Origin of the sequence: Microbacterium sp. Leaf159 (assembly GCF_001423615.1) — a bacterium.
GTDB lineage: Bacteria > Actinomycetota > Actinomycetes > Actinomycetales > Microbacteriaceae > Microbacterium.
On sequence record NZ_LMOU01000001.1, the window covers coordinates 1,145,310 to 1,166,128 of the forward strand.

The window sequence follows — 20,819 nt, forward strand, 5'->3', positions numbered from 1 at the left end:
GCGGCGGCGTCTGACCGGCTACTGCGTCTTCGGCGCGGGGAAGTGGCAGACGCCGCCGCTGCAGTACCCGGCGGAGTCGTTCTCGAGCAGGTTCAGAGCGTCCGGAACCGGCTGGAGCACGGTGGGTGCGTCCTGCTCGACGGAGTCCTGTGTCTTGGCCATCATTAGATGCTACGCCTGCTCTGACCGGATGGCGCGGAAATCGACACGCCGATCGACAGTGGACGGACAGCCGCGCTCCCCTACGGTTGACGAGTGCTCAAACGACTCATCGCCCGCCTGTACTGGACGCTCAGCCGCTGGACCCTCACCGCTGAGGGCACGCCCACCCGCCCGACGATCCTGATCGGTGCGCCGCATACGTCGAACTGGGACTTCCTGCTGATGCTGGCCATCGCCTGGCGCCTGGACATCGAGGTGCACTGGCTCGGCAAGAGCAGCCTTTTCAGAGGATGGCGTGGCCCGATCATGCGCGGCCTCGGCGGCATCCCCGTCGACAGAGCGGACCCCGCGCGCGTCGTGGCGGATGTGGTGGCACAGGTCCACTCGGGAAGCGTGTTCGGGCTGGTCATCACGCCCGACGGCACCCGCGGCGGCAACGAGTACTGGAAGTCGGGCTTCTACCGCATCGCCCGAGAGACGGGGATGCCGGTCACGCTCGGGTTCGTCGACCGCACCACGATGACGACCGGCCTCGGACCCACGATCGACCTGACCGGCGACATTCCCGCCGACATGGATCGGATCCGTGCCTTCTACGCCGACAAGGCGGGAGTCCGCCCCGAGCGCCGCACGGAACCGCGCCTGCGAGAAGAGAAACCGACCAGCGACAGCTGAACGCGACCCGGGTCAGTCCGAGTCCGCCGCGTCGACCTCCGCGCGAGCCTCGGAGCGCGCGTAGGCGAGGTCGTCGGCGGAGATGGTCTCGGCCATCCCGACCACGGCTCCCGTGATGGTGCGGATCTCCTCGCGAGCCCGTTCGCCGAGATGCGGTGCAGTCTCGCCGAGCACCTCCACTCGGGCGTCGAGCGACAGCTCGGACCACCATTCGCGAATGGGGGGAATCGTCATCCGAACCTCCTCGGAGTTCGTGCGGCAAGAGTCTGGACAGCATCCGACTTCCCCCGCGAGACTGACCACATGGAACCCGAAGAGCGCCTTCCTGCCGCCGAGCGCGATGACCTGGTCGACGGACGCGATGAGACCCGCAACGAGCGTGCCGACCGCAACTGGGACGAGCTGCTGCAGGAACTGCGCGTCATGCAGACCGGGACGCAGATCCTCACGGGCTTCCTCCTCGCGGTGGCGTTCCAGCCTCGATTCGAGGACATGGATGAGTTCCAACGCGACCTCTACGTCGTGCTCGTGGCACTCGCCGCGCTCGCGACCATCCTCGCACTGGCACCCGTCGGCATGCATCGGGCCATCTTCGGACGACGACGCAAACCCGAGCTCGTGCGCGTGGCCGCGCGGATCGTCAAGATCGACCTCGTGGTGATCGCAGCGCTGACCATCGGGGTGACCACGCTGATCATCGACTTCACGGTGAACCGCGCGGCGGGCCTGATCGCGCTCGTCGCATCTCTGGTGACGATCGCGCTCCTGTCTGTGGTGCTCCCCCGCCTCATCCGGCGGGCGGTGGACCGCAGCTGACCGCGGCCCACCTGCATCGCCTCGGCGAAGCGCGTCGACTCAGCGCCCGGCAGGAGTCCGGTTCTCAGCGCTGACCATCCAGGCGAACTGCTCGAGGCTCTCGAGGACGGCGTGCAGGATGTCAGCAGAGGTCGGGTCCTCCTCATCGACGGCATCGTGCACGTCGCGGATGGTGCCGATCGTGGCCTCGAGGCGCGCGGTGATGAGGTCGATCGTGTCGGTGGTCGACACCTCACCCATCGGGAATGCGGGAAGCGATGTCGTCTCGGCGATCGTGTCGGTGCGCCCGTCGGGAACGGCGTGCAGCGCACGCATGCGCTCGGCGACCGTGTCGCTGAAGGCGCGCGCCGCATCGATGATCTCGTCGAGTTGACGGTGCGTATCGCGGAAGTTGCGACCGACGACGTTCCAATGGGCCTGCTTGCCCTGCAGCGAGAGCTCGATGAGGTCGACGAGCACGACCTGCAGGTTGGCCGCCAGCGTCGAAGAGGCGGTGAAGCCCTTCTCGGCGTTCTGGCGCCTCGTGGTCTTCGCGCCGCGCTTGGACGTGCTGCCTGTCTTGGACTTGGTGTTCTCAGCCATGGGATCCTCCTGGGGTCTGGCCTGCGACGGTAGCCTCCGAGGCCCTCGTGTTCGAGGGGGTTGACAGTCCATCGGTGCAGGCCTGATCGTGGCGCAGTGACGGAACCAGAGACATCCCACGACCAGACCGGCGGCCCGGAACCAGAGGTGGCCATCGCGCCCATGATCGAAGCGGATGCCGGTGAGGTGCTCACCCTGCAACGCGCGGCCTTCGTCTCGGAGGCGCAGATCTACGGCAGCGCCGACATGCCGCCGCTGACGCAGACGCTGGGCGAGGTCGAGGCGGAGCTGCGAACTGGCGGCGGTCTGACCGCCCGTATCCGCGGACGTCTGGTGGGCGCGATCCGGTTCGTCGAGGACGACGGCCTGCTGCTCATCGGCCGCATCGCGATCGCTCCCGACATGCAGGGCGAGGGCATCGGCCGCACCCTTCTCAACGAGGCTGAGCGCTCGTCGACGGCTGGGGAGGCCGAGCTCTTCACGGGCAGCCTGAGCGAGGCGAACATCCGCCTCTACGAAGCGTGCGGCTACCGAGAGACGGTGCGGGTGCCGGACGGCGACGGGACGGAACAGGTCTTCCTGAGAAAACCTCTGCATCAGGTGGGAGACCCCTCCGAACCGGGCGCGTCGGGTTGAAACGCGTCGCCGGGTGGGGAATCGTGGCCCGGACACGCCGCACCCGCGTCGTGACCGCAACCGGAAGGAGAGTCTCGTGCTCACCCTCACCGATAACGCCACCGCAATCGTGAACACCCTCGTCAGCCGTCAGACCGACGCCACCGACGCAGGGCTCCGCATCCACTCCACGCCCGCACCAGGGCCCGACGGCGGCGCGCGCCTCGCCGTCCTGGTCACGCCCGACCCCGAGCCTGAGGATCAGGTCGTCGAGGTCTCGGGCACGCGTCTCTTCCTCGATGAGACGGCCGCCGCTGCGCTCGATGACAAGATCCTCGATGCCGGAGTGGACGACGAGGGTTCGGTGTCCTTCGCCGTGCTCCCGAAGGTCGCCTGACGAAGACTTCCCGGATGCCGCGGCTCATCGAGCCGCGGCATCCGTGCGTCCGCGGGTGTGTGCACCCCGGCTCGCGTAGGTTAGAACCAGAGCCGCGATCGTCGTGGTTCGAGAAGGACCGTTCACGCGCATGAAGTTGGCACTGCTCCGCCGGTACGTCGTCCTCGCCGAGACGCTGCACTTCCCCCGAGCCGCGAAGGAACTGGGTATCCCGCTGGCTTCGCTCTACACCTCGCTCGACAAGCTCGAAGCAGAGGTGGGCCACACACTCGTCAACCGCGAGGGCACACCTCGCCTGACGAGCGTCGGAGAGCTGTTCCTCGTCGAGGCTCAGGCCACTGTCGCGGCCGCTCCCCCGCCCGCACCGAAGACCGTGGGCCCGGCCGGCGGCAAAGCCAAGGCGTCGAAGGGCAAGGGGCGGGCGCCCATCGTCAAGGGGCAGCCCAAGCCGTATAAGAAGCGTCAGGGTCGCTGAGCTTCCCGAGCATCGAGACTCAGCGTTCTTCGACCTGTCCGTTCTCGACGCTCCAGCGGCGGTTCGTCTGCACCGCTTCCAGCATCCGACGATCGTGGGTGACGAGCAGAAGAGTGCCCGTGTACGATTCGAGGGCCTGTTCGAGCTGTTCGATCGCCGGCAGATCGAGGTGGTTGGTGGGCTCGTCGAGCACCAGCAGGTTGATTCCGCGCGCCTGCAGCAGGGCGAGTGCCGCCCGCGTGCGCTCCCCCGGTGAGAGTTCGTCCACCGGCCGTGTCACGTGCTCGGCCCTGAGACCGAACTTGGCCAGCAGAGTCCGCACCTCGGCCGACGACATCTCGGGCACAAGCGCCTCGAACGCATCGGCGAGCGCAGCATCTCCGATGAGGAGCGAGCGCGCCTGGTCGATCTCTCCGATCAGCACGCTGCTTCCGAGTGTCGAGGTGCCCTCGACGGGCGTCTGTCGCCCGAGGAGCGCGCGCAGCAGGGTGGACTTCCCCGCTCCGTTCGGCCCGGTGATGCCGATGCGGTCTCCCGCGTCGACCTGCAGCGACAGCGGACCGAGCGTGAAATCGCCCTGCCAGAACACCGCGGAGTTCAACGTCGACACGACGGTGCTCGAGCGAGGCGCAGACCCGATCGTGAACTCGAGCTGCCACTCCTTGCGAGGCTCGTCGACCTCGTCGAGGCGTGCGATCCGGCTCTCCATCTGACGCACCTTCTGTGCCTGCTTCTCGCTGGACTCCATCGATGCCTTGCGCTTGATCTTGTCGTTGTCGGGAGACTTCTTCATCGCGTTGCGCACGCCCTGGCTCGACCACTCCCGCTGGGTGCGGGCACGGGCGACGAGATCGGCCTTCTTGTCGGCGAACTCGTCGTACTTCTCCCGCAGGTGACGGCGGACCACCGCGCGCTCTTCGATGTACGCGTCGTACCCGCCGCCGTAGACGCGATGGGAGTTCTGCGCGAGGTCGAGCTCGAGAACCCGGGTGACGCTTCGCGCGAGGAACTCGCGGTCGTGACTGACCAGCACGACGCCACCGCGAAGCCCGCGCACGAAGGACTCCAGCCGGTCGAGGCCGTCGAGATCGAGATCGTTGGTCGGTTCGTCGAGGAAGACGATGTCGAAGCGCGACAGCAGCAGGGCGGCCAGCCCGACGCGTGCGGCCTGGCCTCCGGACAGTCCCGTCATGAGCGCGTCCTCGGCCACGCGTCCGCCGCTCGGGAGGCCGAGATCCGCCAGCACCGCGGGGATGCGCTCATCGAGGTCCGCCGCGCCGCTGGCGAGCCATCGGTCGAGTGCCTGCGAGTACGTGTCCGCGGGGTCCGTGCCCACCGGCGCCAGCGAGGGGTCTCCCAGGGCGGCAGCCGCGGCATCCATCTCGTGCGTCGCCTCGGCGCAGCCCGTGCGGCGCGCGATGTACTCGGCCACCGTCTCCCCCTCGACGCGCTCGTGCTCCTGCGGCAGCCAGCCGACGAAGGCGTCGGCCGGTGCGAGAGACACCGTTCCGTCAGCAGGTGCGAGAACCCCCGCGAGGATCCGGAGCAGCGTGGACTTGCCTGCGCCGTTTGCGCCGACGACCCCGATCACGTCTCCGGGAGCGACGGTCAGGTCGAGGCCCTCGAAGAGGATGCGGTGACCGTAGCCACCTGCCAGATTCTGGGCGACGAGGGTAGCGGTCATCAGACCAGTCTGTCAGGAAGCCATCCCGCCGACCGCACGGAAGAACAGCGAGAACCAGATGATGAAGAAGCCGATCTGAGCGAGCGTGCCGAAGATGCCGATCACCATCGCCCAGCGGGCGAGTCCCCGGCCGGATTCGGTGTTGCCCGGCGCATCGAGCTGACGGCGGGCGAACACGGACAGGATCACGCCCGCGAGCGGGATCATGAATGCGGCGATGAAGCCGACGAGGGCGAGCACATTCGTCTTGGCTGGTGCGGCGTACTGGGTCACGGGATCAGGATAGAGCGCGATCCGCCCTCAGAGCGCGACCCGGTCATGCGTGGCGATCGCGAACCGCTGCCCCGGATACCGCAGCCCGGAGAAGTACATGTTCGTGTGCGCGACGATCTGCTCTCCCGTGATCGGTACGCCGTCCCATTCGGTGTCGACGGTGGTGTGCGCGACGCTCACGAGCGTGACGTCGTACCCCTCGGCCGCAGCACGCTGCATCGTGGTGCGCACGCAGAAATCCGACTGCGCCCCGGTGATCACCAGGTGCGTCGCGCCGAGGCCATCGAGCGTCTCGCGCAGCGTCGTGTCGGCGAAGGAGTCGCGGTAGCTCTTGCCCACCAGCGGCTCCCCTTCGGCCCGGTTCAGCGGCGCCGCGAGCTCCCACTCGGGTGTGCCCACCCCGACGGGATCGTGATGCACCCAGACCACGGGAACGTCGGCGGCGCGAGCGCGATCGACCAGCGCCGCAGCGCGCGCGAGCACGCCATGCTCGTCGTGGCATCCGGGCATCACCCCGGCCTGCAGGTCGATCGCGAGGACGACGGTGCGCTCGCCCGAGGCCATCGGGTTCAGTCCCAGTCCAGGTATTCCTCGATGATCACGCCGGTCTCGATCGGGTGATGCATCGGGAACAGGTGATCGCCGGCGATCGTCTTGATGCTCGATCGGTCGGGGATCGCGGACTGCAGCGCCTCGGCGTTCGCGGCGGGAGTGTCGGTGTCTTCGGTTCCCTGCACGATCAGTACGGGGATCGCGGGGGCCACCTCGATATCGACGTCCTCGACACCGAGCAGCAGGAGTCCGTTCGCGCGATCGGCGTGTGCGGAGACCAGTGCCCGAGCGATGGTTCCACCGAATCCGTGGCCTCCGACCCAGGTGTCGTCGATGCCGACATGGTCGACCACGGCGACGACATCTTCGACGCGCTCCTCAAGCGTCGCCTCGCCGGCACGGTGGCCGATGCGCAGCACGTGGAAGCCCGCCTCCTCGGCGAGGTAGTGCGCGGCGACGCCCAGAACGTCGGCCGCGAGCCCCTGCTCCTGGATCAGCACGAGCTTGACCGGCCCGTCACCCTCATCCACGAAGGGGATGGCGCGGCCTTCTGGCTCGAAGATCTGGGTGTCGGTCATGGGCGCGCGGCTCCTCGTTCAGCGTTCAGGGGTCGTGTTCCAGCGTAGTCGAGCGCGTCTATTCGCTGTGGTCCTGGAGGTCGGGGCTCGCCCGCAGGGCATCGGCGATCTGCTCCTCCGGTCGCGGCGCGACGGTCTCGTCGAGTTCGAGCTCCGGGACTGACGGCTCGTCCGCGGCTGGTATGTGCTCGTTGTGGTCAGACATGGCGAATCCTTCGGTCGACGGCACCCACAGCGTACGCCCCTAGAGGTGCCGTTTCAGGCCGACGTGAGCGGTCTCGTACCCGAGTCGGGTGTAGAACGCGCGAGTCCGATCCCGCGCCTCGTCTGTGGTGATCTGCGACAGTTGCGCCCCTCGTGCACGGCCGAACTCGTGCGCCCACTCGAGCATCGCGGCACCCAGTCCCTGTGACCGTTCCGCCGGCGCGACTCGCAGCCCCTCGATCTGCAGGCGGGTCGAACCACCGCGGGAGAGCCCCGGGATGACGGTCAGCTGCATGGTGGCGACGATACGATCGGCGCTGTCGCGAACGACCCCCAGATAGTTGGATGCATCGCGAGCGACCGCGCTGAAGCCTGCCTCATATCTCTCGAGCTCGACGCCCTCACGGTCTGAGCCGAACTGATCATCGGACAGCAGCGCTGCGATGGCCTCGATGTCATCACGGCTCGCACGCTCGAGCCGGAAGGTTCGCCCCGACACCTGCAACCGTCCACGCACCGAGGACCGCGCGTCCGCCTGCAACCTGGCGACGAGCAGGTCGAGCCAGCCGCCGACGTTCGTGCGAGCCTCAGCGGTGTCGGGATAGCGGCATCTCAGATGCAGACCGGACTCATCGAGGATGAACCACAGCATGACGCCGTCGGTGTCGGTCGCCGCGCTGACGTATTGCGCGTCGAGCCCGACGGAGTCGATCCGCACGGGGAGTCTGCGCAGGTCCAGCCACGAGATCGCGAACATTCCGGGAGCCACGGGCATGCCGCCCCACGGAGCGAGTACGTCTGCGAGCGGCCACGCACCGAGCTGCACAGCCTCCTTCACCGCGGCCGCTGCCGCGTGCGGTTCGGCGAGCTCCGATTCGAGGACGGAGTTGGTGATGAACCAGCCGACCGAGTCGTGCCAGTTGTCCTCGAAGCGACTGTGCACGGGAAAGACGGCTCGCAGCGCGGTGCCCGCCAACTCGCGGGTCACCGCGGTCATCGCGACGACTGCGCGTGCGAGGGTCGAGACGCCGTCGTCACGGGCCTGCGCAGCGAACGCCGCGGCGTCGTCGACATCGAACACGTCGCGTACTTCCACGCGCTCACGATGCGGCTCGGGAGACCCCAGTGACAGCGGGAACTGCGGCATGACGCCGCCGCTGTCCGCGATAATGGCCTCCCACCGCTGACGGACGCGATCGGGTGCGGCATCCCGATCCAGCAGTGCCTGCGTGTGCTCGACGAAGGCCGGCGCGTGAGCCTTCATCGGCTTTCCGCCGGCCTTCCCCGCGTCGAGCGCGGAGAGCAGGTCGCGCGCGATCACCAGCATCGACCACATGTCGACATGCGCGTGGTCCGCCGCGATCACCACCGTGAGCCCCGCAGCAGTCTCCAGCACGCACAGCCGGTGCGACGGACGTCGGTACGGCGAACACGCGGCATCGAGGATGTCCCGCAACGCGTCGTTGACCGCCTGACCGGGGCCCACCTCGTGCTCGACCCAGCTTCCGGGGCCGATCTCGATCTCGTGGAGCACCGGATCGCCATTAGCGCCCGGCGCGAATGCCGATCGCAGCGTTCCATGACGGGCGACGACAGCCAACCAGGCATCGGCGATCGATTCACGACGAGTCTGCGCAGGCAGCCGGAAGGACAACGCCATCCACGAGCCGGGTCGGTCACCGGCCCCGACATGGAGTCGCTGATCGAACGAGACAGGGAGGCGGCGCCCGAGCGCAGACGCGCTCACGTCGTACCCCCAGAGCCGTCCGAACGGGAGGCGGAGGTGCGTGACGTTGGTCAGTCGCATGGGCAGTACCTTATCGGCCCCAGATAACCTGAAAACTCCACGACTGCCCGACCCGACGCGGTCAGTCACCGATCGAGGAGCCTGATGCCCACTTTCGAGGTGCCCGGAGCCGAGCTGGCTGTGTCCTTGAGCGATGAAGGCGGACACCCGGTCGTGCAGCTGCATGGCCTCACATCGAGCCGCGCCCGTGACAGGGTGCTCAATCTCGATCTCGGCCGAGGACTCAGCGGCACTCGACTGCTGCGATACGACGCGCGCGGCCACGGTCGGTCGACCGGGCGGAAGGTCCCCGAGGACTATCGCTGGGAGAATCTCGCCGACGATCTTCTGCGAGTACTCGATCAGTGGTTCCCCGCCGAGCGCGTCCACGGAGTGGGACCGTCGATGGGCACCGCGACGCTCCTGCACGCGGCGACGATCGAGCCGGACCGCTTCTCCGGGCTCACACTCATGGTGCCGCCCACGGCGTGGGAGACCCGACTCGATCAAGCCGAGATCTACCGAGCAGCGGCGGCGCTCATCGAATCCGACGGTGTGGAAGCATTCCTCGCCGGGTCGCGCGGAATGACACCGCCCCCTGCCGCTGTCGCCGCACCGGAGTCCTGGCCCGACATCGCCGATGCTCTTCTGCCGTCAGTCCTTCGCGGTGCAGGGCTCAGCGACCTGCCCACCCCTGACCTCATCGCGCGAATCAGTGTGCCGACGACGATCCTGGCGTGGGTGGACGATCCGGGCCACCCCTTGTCAACTGCGGAGCGCCTCGCCTCGCTGCTCCCGCACGCGACACTGACGATCGCCCGCACGCCGGGAGACGTCGAAGCGTGGCCCGAGGTCTTGCGTCGCGACGTCGAGCGTCGCGGCTAGGCGGGCTGTTCGCGCCGAGTTCGCTTGCGACTCCACGGCATCGCGATCATCGCTAGTCGAGGTCGATGCCGGTGCTGTCCTCGCTCAGACAGCGCAGTGATATCTTCATGCGGTGAGGCCAGAGTTCGGGGATGCCGCAAACGCGACCTTCGCCGTGAGCATCGTCGTGGACATGCCGATCACCAAGCTCCATGCGCTGGACGTCATCGCTTTCGTGGCCGACAGTGCCATCGCAGACGCACGAACGGCGTCTCCTCGGGTACCGCTTTCGCCCGACGCCTGGGCAGAGGTGCAGATACCACGCTTTGCCGATCCGCCGCCGATCGCCATCGACGTCTGCTCAGACGCAAGCTTCGATGTCGCGCGCGCTGCCGCCGACCGCCTTGCGGACGCATTGGCGCAGGTCGGCTGGATCGTGCGCACTCGACGGAGCGACGAGATCTGATTCGTGACCCGCGGCTTCATGCGAGACATACCCGATCGCCTCAGCACTCTGGCATGGCCCCGCTCAGTTGTTGAAGCGGAACTCCACGACGTCGCCGTCCTTCATGACGTAGTCCTTGCCCTCGAGGCGTGCCTTGCCCTTGGAGCGGGCTTCGACGACGGAGCCGGTCTCGACGAGGTCGTCGAACGACACGATCTCGGCCTTGATGAAGCCCTTCTCGAAGTCGGTGTGGATGACACCCGCGGCCTGCGGAGCCTTCGACCCCTTGGGGATCGTCCAGGCGCGTGCTTCCTTGGGACCTGCCGTGAGGTACGTCTGCAGACCGAGCGTGTCGAAGCCGATGCGAGCGAGCTGGTCGAGACCCGACTCGTCCTGACCTGTCGACGCGAGAAGCTCTGCGGCGTCCTCGGGGTCGAGGTCGATCAGCTCGGACTCGATCTTCGCGTCGAGGAAGATCGCCTTGGCCGGGGCGACGAGTGCCGCGAGCTCCGCCTTGCGGGAATCGTCGGTGAGCACGCCCTCATCGACGTTGAAGACGAAGATGACGGGCTTGGCCGTCAGCAGGCCCAGTTCGCGGATCGGCGTCAGGTCGATGCCTGCGACCGACAGCAGCACGCCGCGCTCCAGAGCATCCTTCGCTGCGGTCGCGGTCTCGAGCACGACCGGCTCGATCTTCTTGCCGCGGACTTCCTTCTCGTAACGGGTGATCGCCTTGTCGACCGTCTCGAGGTCCGCGAGCATCAGCTCCGCGTTGATCGTCTCCATGTCGGACGCAGGGTTGACGGCGCCGTCGACGTGCACGACGTCGTCGTCGGCGAAGCCGCGGACGACCTGAGCGATGGCATCCGCCTCGCGGATGTTCGCGAGGAACTTGTTGCCGAGTCCCTCACCCTCACTCGCGCCGCGCACGATTCCGGCGATGTCGACGAACGACACAGCCGCGGGAAGGATGCGCTCGCTGCCGAAGATCTCGGCGAGCTTGTCGAGACGCGGATCGGGCAGGTTCACCACCCCGACGTTCGGCTCGATCGTCGCGAACGGATAGTTCGCCGCGAGCACGTCGTTCTTGGTCAGAGCGTTGAAGAGGGTGGACTTGCCGACATTGGGCAGGCCGACGATTCCGATAGTGAGAGCCACGGGGGTCGAGTCTACCTGTCGCGGATGCTCCGCCCCTGCGGAATGCCGGATCAGCCGGTCAGTCGCGCACTGCGCGGAACACGTGCGTGACGTAGGGAAGATCGATCGTCGAGTCCCCGTCGAGCCCGAGCTCGTCGAACAGTGCGTCCATCTGGTGCGTGATCTCCGCTCGCTCGTCCGCGGACGCAGCGATGAGATAGCTGCGCGAGCGCGCCATCTGGTGCAGTTGAGTACGCGTCACCGGACGGGTCCACTCCCAGCGCTGCGTCTCGACCCTGCCGAAGGGCGCGGAGATGCGCGGGCCTTCGGATTCGGGACCGTTGACCATGTTCTCGGCAGGGCTGCTGTGCATGACATCGGTGAGCCGCCGCACCCACTCGGTGCTCTCGTCACGGATGTTCCAGATGAGACCCAGCACTCCCCCGCTGCGGACGACTCGCCCCAGCTCCGCGGACGCGGCGATCGGCTCCACCCAGTGCCACGCCTGGCCGAGAGTCACCGCATCGAGGCTCGAGTCCGGCAGGGGCATCCGCTCTGCGGATCCCTGGAAGGTGGGCACTCCGGGAACGCTCTGTTGCAGCGCGGCGAGCATCTCCGCATCCGGATCCACGGCGACGACCTCCGCACCCGGCGCATGACCGAGCACCCGAGTGAGCTTTCCGGTGCCCGCGCCGACATCGGCGATGCGGCGCGAATCGGCCGGCATCCGCTCGAGCATCCACGCGACCGCCTCGAAGGGATACTCGGGCCTTCCGGCCTCCTAGTTCGCCGCCTCCGCGCCGAAGGATGTCGCCCTGTCTGCACTCATATCGCCAGCCTACGGCGAGTCCTCCTCGAGCGTCATCGACACCGGGAGAGAGTGGAACCGTGCCACTGGACTTCACCGCGATCGACTTCGAAACCGCGAACTCCAGCCCCGCCTCGGCCTGCTCCGTCGGACTCGTCCGCGTGCGCGACGGCCAGGTCGTCGCCACGGCAGGATGGCTGATCCGCCCACCCGCCGGCCACGACGAGTTCCAGGAGTGGAACACCAAGATCCACGGCATCCGCGCGCAGGACGTCGTCTCGGCCGCCACCTGGGCGGACCAGTTCGATCGTCTGTGCGCCTTCGCCGGTGCTGACGTGCTGGTCGCCCACAACGCGGGCTTCGACCTGAACGTCCTGCGCCGCGCATCCGAGGCCACCGGCGGCGACTGCCCTCCCTACCGTTCGCTGTGCAGCCTGCAGGTCGCACGCAAGACCTACGAGCTCGAGTCCTACCGTCTCCCCAAGGCCGCCGAGGCCGCGGGCTTCACCGGCTTCTCCCACCACGATGCGCTCGCAGACGCCCTCGCCTGCGCCCACATCATCATGGATGCCGCACGCCGACACGATGCCGCGGACGTGTTCGCCCTCGCCGCAGCGCTCCGGCTGCGAGTGACCGAACCCGTCGTCGCCACCCCGGAGCGCGCTGTCGCCTGAGTCGCAGCGGACGAATGTCCGTGGCCGAGCGCATCATGGAGCACATGGATGCTCTGACGATGGTTCTGCTGCTGGCCGCCCTGGTGGCCGGCGCTGCGGTGGGCTGGTTCCTCCGTGCCTCGCGAGGCGCTGCCGACCTCGCCCGAGCGCAGGCCGAGCTCGCGGCCGCGAGAGACGACCGCGATCGGCAGTACGACCTGTACCGGGATGCCGTCGAGCACGCCAGACTCGAGCAGCGCGCCGAGGCGCAGCGGGTGCAGCAGCAGAACGCCGTGCTCACGGCACTCGCACCCGTGCGCGAGAGCCTGCAGCAGATGCAGCAGAAGGTGTCCGCGATCGAGCAGGAGCGTCATGCGCAGTTCGGCTCGCTCGCCGAGCAGCTCCGGCGCGCACAGGAGTCCGATGAAGCTCTGCGTGCGACGACGGAATCGCTCGCCGGCGCGCTCAAGTCGACCGCCACGCGAGGCGTGTGGGGCGAGACGCAGCTTCGCCGCGTCGTCGAGGCCGCTGGTTTGACCCGGCACGTGGATTTCGATCTCCAGTCGACCATCTCGTCCGACCACGGTCAGGGCCGCCCCGACATGGTGATCCGTCTGGCGGGAGGCACGTCGATCGCGGTCGACGCGAAGGTTCCGCTGGATGCCTATCTCGAGGCCTCCGCGCTGCCGATCGGCGACGCCCATGAAGCGCAGCGCCGGGTGCACATGCAGAAGCACGTCAAGGCGGTGCGTGCCCATATCGACGCTCTCGCCAAGAAGGCGTACTGGTCGGGGCTCGACGCGAGCCCTGAATTCGTCATCTGCTTCCTGCCGAGCGAGTCGCTGCTGGCTGCGGCCATCGACGAGGACCCGACTCTGCTCGACTACGCCTTCAGTAAGAGGGTCGCCCTCGCGTCCCCCGTGAACCTGTGGGCGGTGCTGAAGACCGTCGCCTACACCTGGACGCAGCAGGAGGTATCCACCGAGGCACGGTCTCTGCTGAACCTCGGCACCCAGCTGTACGACCGACTGGGCGTGCTCGCCGGTCACGCCGACGACCTCCGTCGAGCGCTCGAACGCACCGTCGACAGCTACAACCGCTTCGCGGGCTCACTCGAGAGCAGAGTGCTCGTGACGGCGCGGCAGTTCCCGGGCATCAGCGCGACGACTCTCGACTCCGCTCCCCCGACGATCACTGCGCAGACGCGCAGGTTCACGGCCGAGGAGCTCGTCGAGAACTCGGAACAGCACGACCCGGGGCTTCTGGCCGACGTCGGCGAGATCCGGTCGCGCCTCACCGGTCACGACGCAGCGGACCCTACGTCCCCCGAATCGAACGGATCCGAGACGCTGAGAGGCTGAGGGGCTGAGCTCAGGCGATGCCGGGCACGCCGCTGAGCAGCAGGATGACCAGGCCGCTCGTCACGACGAACGCGCCGATCATCCACCAGGAGCTGAGTTCGTGCCCGTCGTCGAGGCGCTTGCGAAAGAGCACGTCTGCGCGGCGAGCCGGATCTGTGGCGGCCGGAGCCTTGGCCACCGGCACGGCCGGCGCACCGGATGCGATCGGCATCCCTGCCTCGTCGACCTTGACACGCATGATGCGGCCGGTGCTCGTCGTGACGATCTTGGTCGGCGCGGCTTTTGAGCCACTCGTGTGCTGCGTTGTCATCGGTCTGCCCTCCTGTGCCTGCGGTGCCTGGCGGCTCCGTCGACGGCGACAAATCCAGTGACAATTGTGACACGGCAACGCACGAATGCCGGGCCCAGCACTCCACGGAGCGGTACCGGGTCGGTAACGATGGCCCCCGAGCGCTCAGCCGACCGGCGTCAGAGCCACTTCGAGACGAGGTGCTCCGAGGCGATCCTGCGCAGCGTTCCCGAGGCACCGCGCAGCACGACGCTCTCGGTGTAGATGTAGCCGCCCTCGCGACGCACACCGGCGACGAGCTGCCCGTCCGTGACGCCGGTCGCGACGAAGATCGTGTTGTCCCCTCGCACCAGGTCGTCGGCCTCGTACACCTTGTCCATGTCGAGCCCCGCATCGATACCGCGCTGTCGCTCGTCATCGTCGCGCGGCCAGAGGCGCCCCTGAATGTGACCGCCGAGCGCCTTGATGGCACAGGCCGTGACGATGCCCTCCGGGCTGCCTCCGACGCCGACGCACATGTCGGTGCGAGCGGCATGACGCGCAGCGTTGATGCCGCCGGCGACGTCGCCGTCGCTCATCAGGCGCGTCCCCGCTCCGGCATCCCGGATCTCCTGGATCAGCTTCTCGTGACGAGGGCGGTTGAGCACCGAGACGACGATCTCGTCGACGGGTTTGCCGAGCGCGCCGGCGAGCTTGCGGATGTTCTCGCCGATCGGAAGGCGGATGTCGACCACTCCGACGCCGGCGGGGCCCGTCACGAGCTTGTCCATGTAGAACACGCTGGATGCGTCGAGCATCGACCCCCGGTCGGAGACGGCGATCACGGAAAGAGCGTTCTGGCGTCCCGCCGCGGTGAGCGAGGTGCCGTCGATCGGGTCCACGGCGATGTCGCACTGCGGCCCGGTGCCGGTGCCGACCTCTTCGCCGTTGAACAGCATCGGTGCGTTGTCCTTCTCGCCTTCGCCGATCACGACACGCCCCTGGAACGCGACCGTGCCGAGGAACGCGCGCATCGCGTCGACCGCTGCGCCGTCTGCAGCTTCCTTCGCGCCTCGACCGATGAACGGGACGGCGCGGATCGCGGCTGCCTCAGTGGCCCGCACCAGCTCCATCGCGAGGTTTCGATCGGGACGAAGAGGGCTGAGATCCGCTGTAAGACTAACCATGCGGTCAGCCTAGCCATCGCGACGTCGTCAACCGGGGTGTTTTCGCGTAGCAAAGTCCGAAGGAATCGCGATTCTTAACGTGAGCGCAGGAGCCCGATGGCCCCCTCGCCTCACCGCCGGAAACCGAGAGCCAGCCCCGATAGAGTGACTGCTGTCCCGGCTTCCCCAATCGCAGGAGTTCTCATGCCCGTCGCCACCCCGGATCAGTACGCCGAAATGCTCGACCGCGCGAAGGCCGGCGGCTTCGCGTACCCGGCATTCAATGTCTCGAGCTCGCAGACGATCAACTCGGTCCTCCAGGGCCTCACCGAGGCAGGTTCCGACGGAATCATCCAGGTCACCACCGGTGGCGCGGACTACTTCGCCGGCCACACGGTCAAGGCACGCGCGACCGGCGCACTCGCCTTCGCACGCTTCGCGACCGAGGTCGCCAAGAACTACCCGGTCACCGTCGCGCTGCACACCGACCACTGCCCGAAGGATGCCCTCGCCGGCTTCGTCGAGCCGCTGATCTCGGCCTCTGAAGAAGAGGTCAAGGCCGGACGCAACCCCATCTTCCAGTCGCACATGTGGGACGGCTCGGCCGTGCCCCTCGCGGAGAACATCGAGATCGCTCAGGACCTCCTCCCCCGCATGAAGAACATCAACGCCATCCTCGAGGTCGAGATCGGCGTCGTCGGCGGCGAAGAGGACGGCGTCGCACACGAGGGATCGAACGATGCCCTCTACACGACGTTCGCGGACGTCGACCAGGCCGTCCAGGCTCTCGGCCTCGGCGAGCAGGGCCGCTACATCGCCGCCCTCACGTTCGGCAACGTGCACGGTGTCTACAAGCCCGGCGGCGTAAAGCTGCGCCCCGAGCTCCTGGGCGAGATCCAGCAGCAGGTCGCCGCGAAGTACAACACGGGTGCGAAGCCGCTCGACCTCGTCTTCCACGGCGGGTCCGGCTCGACCGATGAGGAGATCGCCCTCGCGGTCGCCAACGGTGTCATCAAGATGAACATCGACACCGACACGCAGTACGCCTACACCCGTGCGATCGCCGACTACATGTTCAAGAACTACGACGGCGTCCTCAAGGTCGACGGCGAGGTCGGCAACAAGAAGCAGTACGACCCGCGCGCCTGGGGCAAGATCGCGGAGACGGCGATGGCCGCCCGCGTCGTCGAGTCCACGCGCCAGCTCGGCTCGTACGGTCAGTCGAAGAGCTGATCTTCCTCTGACAGCGAGATGCTCCCGACCGCTGCGGTCGGGGGCATCTCTGCGTCTGAGTCGCCTACTGGCCGGCGGTCTTGGCGACGAAGTCGATGAAAGCGGGGTCGTTCATCAGCGGGATGGCGGCGCAGATCGATGCCACGAGGAGCGTCACGGCGGCTCCTGCGAGCGGGACCCACCACGAGGCCTTGCCCCCGCGCAGTCGACGGATCGAGAAGAACGCGGTGAGTGACCACCCTGCGGCGAGGACGATCGCTGCGACCGTTCCCCAGACCTTGCCCTGAGCGAAGTTCGTGAACTCGCCGTCGACCCCGAGGACCTTCATCATCTCGTTCATCGCGGTGGGGAAGTCGAGATACGAGAGACCCGTCATCACGACGTTCACCAGTCCGTAGGCGAGCAGCCCGATGGTGATGAACCTGTCGACGGGTCGCGGCCGGGCGGTTGCTGCGCGCCCGGATGCCGGCTCGGGTGCCGGTGCGGCGGCTGCGGCGGGAGGCATCTCGTCGAGCGGCGGCAGCCCCGCTGCCTTGCGCTGCTCTTCGAGGGTCGCGATTTCGCCGTACTGAGGCCGCTGGTCGGTCATGCCGCCATGCTATCCGCACCGTCTCTGCGCGGCTCTCAGACTGAGCGGCCCGAACATGATGGCGGCCCCGGAGAAGTGGGGACTCCTCGGGGCCGCGGATTCGGAACGCTGGGGACGCTCGTCATCCAAGTGGGTCGAGGAACGCTGGGGACGTTCCACCACCAGTAGTGCCGTTTGCACATGCGACTACATCTCACATGTTAGGAAAGCGCGTGCCGACCCGCTAGTGGCATTTCTTCAGATAGTGAACATTTTCGCGGACGAGCGTCAGATCGCCGTCTGCAGATCCGGTTCTCCGCCCGTCAGCGCATCCGCGCCGAGCTGCAACGACAACCGTGTCGCGGTCTGCTTGAGCTTCGTGACGAGGCCGCGGCCGACGTGCGCCCGGTCGGACGGGAGGGAGATCGCCAGCGACGCCACGATGTTCGGGGCGATCACGGGAACGGCGACGCACGTGTTGCCGATCGCGTACTCCTCACGGTCCAGAGCGAAGCCCGGTGACCGCTCCAGCTCTGCCAGAAGCGCGTCCCGGTCGCTGATGGTGCGCGGTGTGAGTTCCTCGAGGCGATGCCGCGACAGATAGTCGAGACGCTCGGAACAGGTGAGGTCGGCGAGGATCTGCTTGCCGAGAGCTGTCGCGTGGGCACTCGATTCGAGCGCCACCGACAGGTCGATCCGCGGAGTCCGCACCGCGTCGACGATGTCGATGAGGTGCACCTCTCCGTCGTGGTACCGCGACAGGTACGCCGTCTCCCCCACCGCTTCGGTGACTTCGCGCAGGGCAGATCGCACCCGCGCAAGGAGCACTCCGCCCGCATCGGGGGCCGCCCGGAACACCGGGAAGCTCGCGCCGAGCACGAGTCCGTCCGGTTCGTTGGCCAGGTATCCCTCGTGGATCAGCGTGCGAACGAGGTTGTAGGTGGTGCCATGGGTGAGACCCGTGAGCGCCGCGAGCGCCTTGACCGGAACGGGGCGGGCCGAGTTCGCCACGATGTCGACCAGACGCAGAGCACGCTGGACCGATCCGATGAGCGTCGGCGCCGCATCCGTGGTGGGCATCGTCAGGCGTTTCCGCCAGACGCGCGGCCCCCCAGCGCACGAGCATCGCGCTGACCCGAGGCGTCCTGTCGGAGTTCCTTCGGCAGCGAGAACATGAGGTCCTCCTCCGCCGTCTTGACCTCTTCGACGTCGTGGTAGCCCGCGCCGTCGAGGGCCTCGAGCACCTCACGGACGAGGACCTCGGGAACGGATGCTCCGCTGGTGACGCCGACCGTGGCGACGCCGTCGAGCCACTCCTGCTTGACCTCTTCGGCGTAGTCCACGCGGTAGGCGGCCTTCGCTCCGTATTCCAGGGCGACCTCGACCAGGCGCACGGAGTTCGAGGAGTTCGACGAGCCCACGACGATCACGAGATCGGCGTTCGCCGCGACCTTCTTGATCGCCACCTGACGGTTCTGCGTCGCATAGCAGATGTCGTCGGACGGAGGGTTGTGCATCTCCGGGAAGCGGGTCCGCAGACGGTTGACCGTCTCCATGGTCTCGTCGACCGAGAGAGTGGTCTGCGACAGCCAGACGACCTTCGACGGGTCCTTCACCTGCACGGTGTCGGCCTCATCGGGAGAGTTGACGATGGTGACGTGTTCGGGAGCCTCGCCGGCGGTGCCCTCGACCTCTTCGTGTCCTTCGTGGCCGATGAGAAGGATCTCGAAGTCGTCGCGGGCGAAACGGACGGCTTCGCGGTGGACCTTGGTGACGAGCGGGCAGGTCGCATCGATCGCGTGCAGGCCGCGGTCGGAGGCTGCCTCCACGACCGCAGGCGAGACTCCGTGTGCGCTGAAGACGACGTGAGCGCCCTCCGGCACCTCGTCGACCTCCTCGACGAAGACCGCGCCCTTCTCTTCGAGTTCCGACACCACGTGGATGTTGTGCACGATCTGCTTGCGCACATAGACGGGTGCGCCGTAGCGCTCGAGCGCCTTCTCGACCGCGACGACCGCGCGATCGACGCCTGCACAGTATCCGCGCGGTGCCGCGAGCAGAACGCGCTTGTTCCCCGCCACCGGGTTATCCTGAAGCCGCCCGGCCGCCCCACGTACTCGTGGGATGCGCGGCAGAGGCAGATGAACGGCAGTCGAAGTCACACTGGAATTCTACCGCCGAGAACCTGAGCAGGAGCGGGAAGGTGCACTGAGCGGATGACGGTCTTCGAAGCCTCGACGCGCCCGGGCGAGACTCCACCGGCGGATGCGGTCGCTCCGCGCGACTCCTCCGCGGATGCCCCGACCTCCGTCGCCCGCCTGAACGGCACGATCCGAGATTTCGTCGCCCGGTGGAACACGGTCTGGGTCGAGGGCGAGATCACCTCCTGGAACGTCCGCGGCGGCAACATCTTCGCCCGACTCAAAGACACCCGCTCGGACGCGCAGATCTCGATCCGGGTGTGGTCGAGCGTCCGCCCCCGCATCCCCGGCGACCTCGCCGTGGGCGACCACGTCGTGGCAGCCGTCAAGGCCGACTACTTCGTCAAGGCCGGCGATTTCAGCTTCACCGTCTCGGCGATGAAGCACGTCGGGCTCGGCGATCAGCTCGAGCGCCTCGAGAAGCTCCGCCTGCAGCTGCGCCAGGAGGGACTGTTCGACCCCGCACGCAAGAAGCGTCTCCCGTTCCTCCCGCACGTGATCGGGCTGATCACGGGCGAACGATCCGACGCGGAGAAGGACGTGCACCGCAACGCGGAGCTGCGCTGGCCCCAGGTGAGGTTCCGCACCGAGTACGCCGCCGTCCAGGGCGACCGCTGCGTGCCCGACACCCTCGCCGCGCTCGCCCGACTCGACGCAGACCCCGATGTCGACGTGATCATCATCGCGCGCGGCGGTGGAGACCCCCAGACCCTCCTCGGATTCAGCGATGAGCGGCTCGTCCGCGCCGTGTCTGCAGCATCCACCCCTGTGGTGAGCGCGATCGGACACGAGAACGATCGCCCGCTCCTCGACGACGTCGCAGACCTCCGCGCCTCGACTCCGACGGATGCCGCCAAGCGCGTCGTGCCGGACGTCAGCGAGCAGCGCGCGCTGATCGCGCAACTGCGGTCCCGCGCGACCTCCCGCCTCACGCAGCGGCTGTCGCACGACATCGCCCAGCTCGAACAGCTGCGCTCCCGCCCCGCGCTTCGCTCACCCGACCCCATCATCGAGTCGCGCTCGCAGGAGGTGTGGTTGCTGTTGTCCCGCGGCCGCGACACGATCACGCGCCAGCACGATGCGGCAGGGCGGGCGACCAGCGAGCTGCGCGCGTCACTTCGCGCCCTCTCCCCCGCCGCCACACTCGCTCGCGGCTATGCGATCGCCCACCTCGAGGGCGGCGTGATCCTTCGCGATGCGGCGGATGCACCGGCCGGCAGCGCACTGACGATCACGGTCGACCGCGGCTCGGTCGCGGCCCGTTCCGAAGGTGAGATCGCGGAGGGACCGGCGCCTCGCTCCGGATGAGCACACCC

At 67.8% G+C, this 20,819-nt stretch carries 27 protein-coding genes; 11 read left to right on the forward strand and 16 right to left on the reverse strand.

Annotated features, from left to right (window positions below; genetic code table 11):
- Positions 1-18 precede the first annotated feature (18 nt).
- Positions 19-162: a hypothetical protein gene (locus ASF80_RS19075; protein WP_164481736.1), complete on the reverse strand. Its 144-nt coding sequence runs from the start codon at positions 160-162 to the stop codon at positions 19-21.
- A gap of 93 nt (positions 163-255) precedes the next feature.
- Here ASF80_RS19075 and ASF80_RS05515 point away from each other — a divergent pair, with 93 nt between their 5' ends.
- Positions 256-837: a 1-acyl-sn-glycerol-3-phosphate acyltransferase gene (locus ASF80_RS05515; protein WP_056308690.1), complete on the forward strand. Its 582-nt coding sequence runs from the start codon at positions 256-258 to the stop codon at positions 835-837.
- A 12-nt stretch (positions 838-849) separates the two neighbouring features.
- Here the strand turns inward: ASF80_RS05515 and ASF80_RS05520 are convergent, their stop codons facing one another.
- Positions 850-1,071, reverse strand: a complete 222-nt coding sequence (locus ASF80_RS05520; protein ID WP_056308692.1) for a hypothetical protein — start codon at positions 1,069-1,071, stop codon at positions 850-852.
- Positions 1,072-1,140: 69 nt separating this feature from the next.
- Between ASF80_RS05520 and ASF80_RS05525 the strand changes: the two genes are divergently transcribed.
- Positions 1,141-1,653, forward strand: coding sequence for a DUF6328 family protein (locus ASF80_RS05525; protein ID WP_056308693.1), 513 nt, complete (start codon positions 1,141-1,143; stop codon positions 1,651-1,653).
- A gap of 39 nt (positions 1,654-1,692) precedes the next feature.
- Here the strand turns inward: ASF80_RS05525 and ASF80_RS05530 are convergent, their stop codons facing one another.
- Positions 1,693-2,235: a Dps family protein gene (locus ASF80_RS05530; RefSeq protein WP_056308695.1), complete on the reverse strand. Its 543-nt coding sequence runs from the start codon at positions 2,233-2,235 to the stop codon at positions 1,693-1,695.
- 162 nt (positions 2,236-2,397) lie between these two features.
- Here ASF80_RS05530 and ASF80_RS05535 point away from each other — a divergent pair, with 162 nt between their 5' ends.
- The 3 genes from ASF80_RS05535 (at position 2,398) to ASF80_RS05545 (ending at position 3,722) form a co-directional block, all read left to right on the forward strand.
- The gene (locus ASF80_RS05535) at positions 2,398-2,871 is read left to right on the forward strand and encodes a GNAT family N-acetyltransferase (RefSeq protein WP_056311809.1); all 474 of its coding nucleotides are present in this window, start codon (positions 2,398-2,400) and stop codon (positions 2,869-2,871) included.
- Between the two features lie 76 nt (positions 2,872-2,947).
- Positions 2,948-3,247, forward strand: a complete 300-nt coding sequence (locus tag ASF80_RS05540) for a hypothetical protein (RefSeq protein WP_056308697.1) — start codon at positions 2,948-2,950, stop codon at positions 3,245-3,247.
- Between the two features lie 130 nt (positions 3,248-3,377).
- Complete coding sequence (locus tag ASF80_RS05545; protein ID WP_056308698.1) at positions 3,378-3,722, forward strand: LysR family transcriptional regulator; 345 nt, start codon at positions 3,378-3,380, stop codon at positions 3,720-3,722.
- Positions 3,723-3,741: 19 nt separating this feature from the next.
- Here ASF80_RS05545 and ASF80_RS05550 read toward each other — a convergent pair whose 3' ends face one another.
- The 6 genes from ASF80_RS05550 to ASF80_RS05570 are packed head-to-tail and all read right to left on the reverse strand — an operon-like array spanning position 3,742 to position 8,820.
- A complete protein-coding gene (locus tag ASF80_RS05550) occupies positions 3,742-5,406 on the reverse strand; it encodes an ABC-F family ATP-binding cassette domain-containing protein (protein ID WP_056308701.1) in 1,665 nt (554 codons plus the stop codon).
- Positions 5,407-5,418: 12 nt separating this feature from the next.
- The gene (locus ASF80_RS05555) at positions 5,419-5,679 is read right to left on the reverse strand and encodes a DUF4190 domain-containing protein (RefSeq protein ID WP_235559891.1); all 261 of its coding nucleotides are present in this window, start codon (positions 5,677-5,679) and stop codon (positions 5,419-5,421) included.
- 27 nt (positions 5,680-5,706) lie between these two features.
- Positions 5,707-6,243 (reverse strand): isochorismatase family protein, encoded by a 537-nt coding sequence (locus tag ASF80_RS05560; protein WP_056308705.1) that lies wholly within the window; start codon positions 6,241-6,243, stop codon positions 5,707-5,709.
- Between the two features lie 5 nt (positions 6,244-6,248).
- Positions 6,249-6,809 carry an alpha/beta fold hydrolase gene (locus ASF80_RS05565; protein ID WP_056308707.1) on the reverse strand — a complete coding sequence of 187 codons (561 nt, stop codon included), beginning with the start codon at positions 6,807-6,809 and terminating at the stop codon, positions 6,249-6,251.
- A gap of 58 nt (positions 6,810-6,867) precedes the next feature.
- On the reverse strand, positions 6,868-7,014 hold the full coding sequence (locus ASF80_RS19080) for a hypothetical protein (RefSeq protein WP_164481737.1): 147 nt from the start codon (positions 7,012-7,014) through the stop codon (positions 6,868-6,870).
- Positions 7,015-7,053: 39 nt separating this feature from the next.
- A complete protein-coding gene (locus ASF80_RS05570; protein ID WP_056308709.1) occupies positions 7,054-8,820 on the reverse strand; it encodes a GNAT family N-acetyltransferase in 1,767 nt (588 codons plus the stop codon).
- A gap of 84 nt (positions 8,821-8,904) precedes the next feature.
- On the opposite strand from ASF80_RS05570, the gene ASF80_RS05575 reads away from it, so the two are divergent.
- Together ASF80_RS05575 and ASF80_RS05580 are read left to right on the forward strand one after the other, a co-directional pair.
- Positions 8,905-9,684 (forward strand): alpha/beta fold hydrolase, encoded by a 780-nt coding sequence (locus tag ASF80_RS05575; protein WP_056308711.1) that lies wholly within the window; start codon positions 8,905-8,907, stop codon positions 9,682-9,684.
- A 154-nt stretch (positions 9,685-9,838) separates the two neighbouring features.
- On the forward strand, positions 9,839-10,129 hold the full coding sequence (locus tag ASF80_RS05580) for a hypothetical protein (RefSeq protein ID WP_235559892.1): 291 nt from the start codon (positions 9,839-9,841) through the stop codon (positions 10,127-10,129).
- Positions 10,130-10,192: 63 nt separating this feature from the next.
- Here the strand turns inward: ASF80_RS05580 and ychF are convergent, their stop codons facing one another.
- Positions 10,193-11,266: a redox-regulated ATPase YchF gene (gene ychF, locus ASF80_RS05585; protein ID WP_056308714.1), complete on the reverse strand. Its 1,074-nt coding sequence runs from the start codon at positions 11,264-11,266 to the stop codon at positions 10,193-10,195.
- Between the two features lie 58 nt (positions 11,267-11,324).
- Complete coding sequence (locus tag ASF80_RS05590; RefSeq protein ID WP_235559893.1) at positions 11,325-11,972, reverse strand: class I SAM-dependent methyltransferase; 648 nt, start codon at positions 11,970-11,972, stop codon at positions 11,325-11,327.
- Positions 11,973-12,133: 161 nt separating this feature from the next.
- On the opposite strand from ASF80_RS05590, the gene ASF80_RS05595 reads away from it, so the two are divergent.
- Both ASF80_RS05595 and ASF80_RS05600 read left to right on the forward strand, forming a co-directional pair.
- Positions 12,134-12,727 carry an exonuclease domain-containing protein gene (locus ASF80_RS05595; protein ID WP_056308716.1) on the forward strand — a complete coding sequence of 198 codons (594 nt, stop codon included), beginning with the start codon at positions 12,134-12,136 and terminating at the stop codon, positions 12,725-12,727.
- Between the two features lie 14 nt (positions 12,728-12,741).
- Entirely contained in the window at positions 12,742-14,067 is a 1,326-nt protein-coding gene (locus tag ASF80_RS05600; protein WP_082488193.1) for a DNA recombination protein RmuC, read from the forward strand.
- A gap of 10 nt (positions 14,068-14,077) precedes the next feature.
- Here ASF80_RS05600 and ASF80_RS05605 read toward each other — a convergent pair whose 3' ends face one another.
- Both ASF80_RS05605 and glpX read right to left on the reverse strand, forming a co-directional pair.
- Entirely contained in the window at positions 14,078-14,377 is a 300-nt protein-coding gene (locus tag ASF80_RS05605; protein WP_056308719.1) for a hypothetical protein, read from the reverse strand.
- A 158-nt stretch (positions 14,378-14,535) separates the two neighbouring features.
- Positions 14,536-15,522 (reverse strand): class II fructose-bisphosphatase, encoded by a 987-nt coding sequence (gene glpX / locus ASF80_RS05610; protein ID WP_056308721.1) that lies wholly within the window; start codon positions 15,520-15,522, stop codon positions 14,536-14,538.
- 183 nt (positions 15,523-15,705) lie between these two features.
- On the opposite strand from glpX, the gene fbaA reads away from it, so the two are divergent.
- Complete coding sequence (gene fbaA / locus ASF80_RS05615; protein ID WP_056308723.1) at positions 15,706-16,734, forward strand: class II fructose-bisphosphate aldolase; 1,029 nt, start codon at positions 15,706-15,708, stop codon at positions 16,732-16,734.
- Between the two features lie 64 nt (positions 16,735-16,798).
- Here the strand turns inward: fbaA and ASF80_RS05620 are convergent, their stop codons facing one another.
- From ASF80_RS05620 to ASF80_RS05630, 3 genes are all read right to left on the reverse strand, one after another.
- Positions 16,799-17,323, reverse strand: a complete 525-nt coding sequence (locus tag ASF80_RS05620; protein ID WP_056308726.1) for a DUF6264 family protein — start codon at positions 17,321-17,323, stop codon at positions 16,799-16,801.
- 267 nt (positions 17,324-17,590) lie between these two features.
- Positions 17,591-18,382: an IclR family transcriptional regulator gene (locus ASF80_RS05625; protein WP_056308728.1), complete on the reverse strand. Its 792-nt coding sequence runs from the start codon at positions 18,380-18,382 to the stop codon at positions 17,591-17,593.
- Between the two features lie 2 nt (positions 18,383-18,384).
- Positions 18,385-19,428, reverse strand: coding sequence for a 4-hydroxy-3-methylbut-2-enyl diphosphate reductase (locus tag ASF80_RS05630; protein ID WP_164481746.1), 1,044 nt, complete (start codon positions 19,426-19,428; stop codon positions 18,385-18,387).
- Between the two features lie 90 nt (positions 19,429-19,518).
- On the opposite strand from ASF80_RS05630, the gene xseA reads away from it, so the two are divergent.
- The gene (gene xseA / locus ASF80_RS05635) at positions 19,519-20,811 is read left to right on the forward strand and encodes an exodeoxyribonuclease VII large subunit (protein WP_056308732.1); all 1,293 of its coding nucleotides are present in this window, start codon (positions 19,519-19,521) and stop codon (positions 20,809-20,811) included.
- Positions 20,812-20,819: the final 8 nt, after the last annotated feature.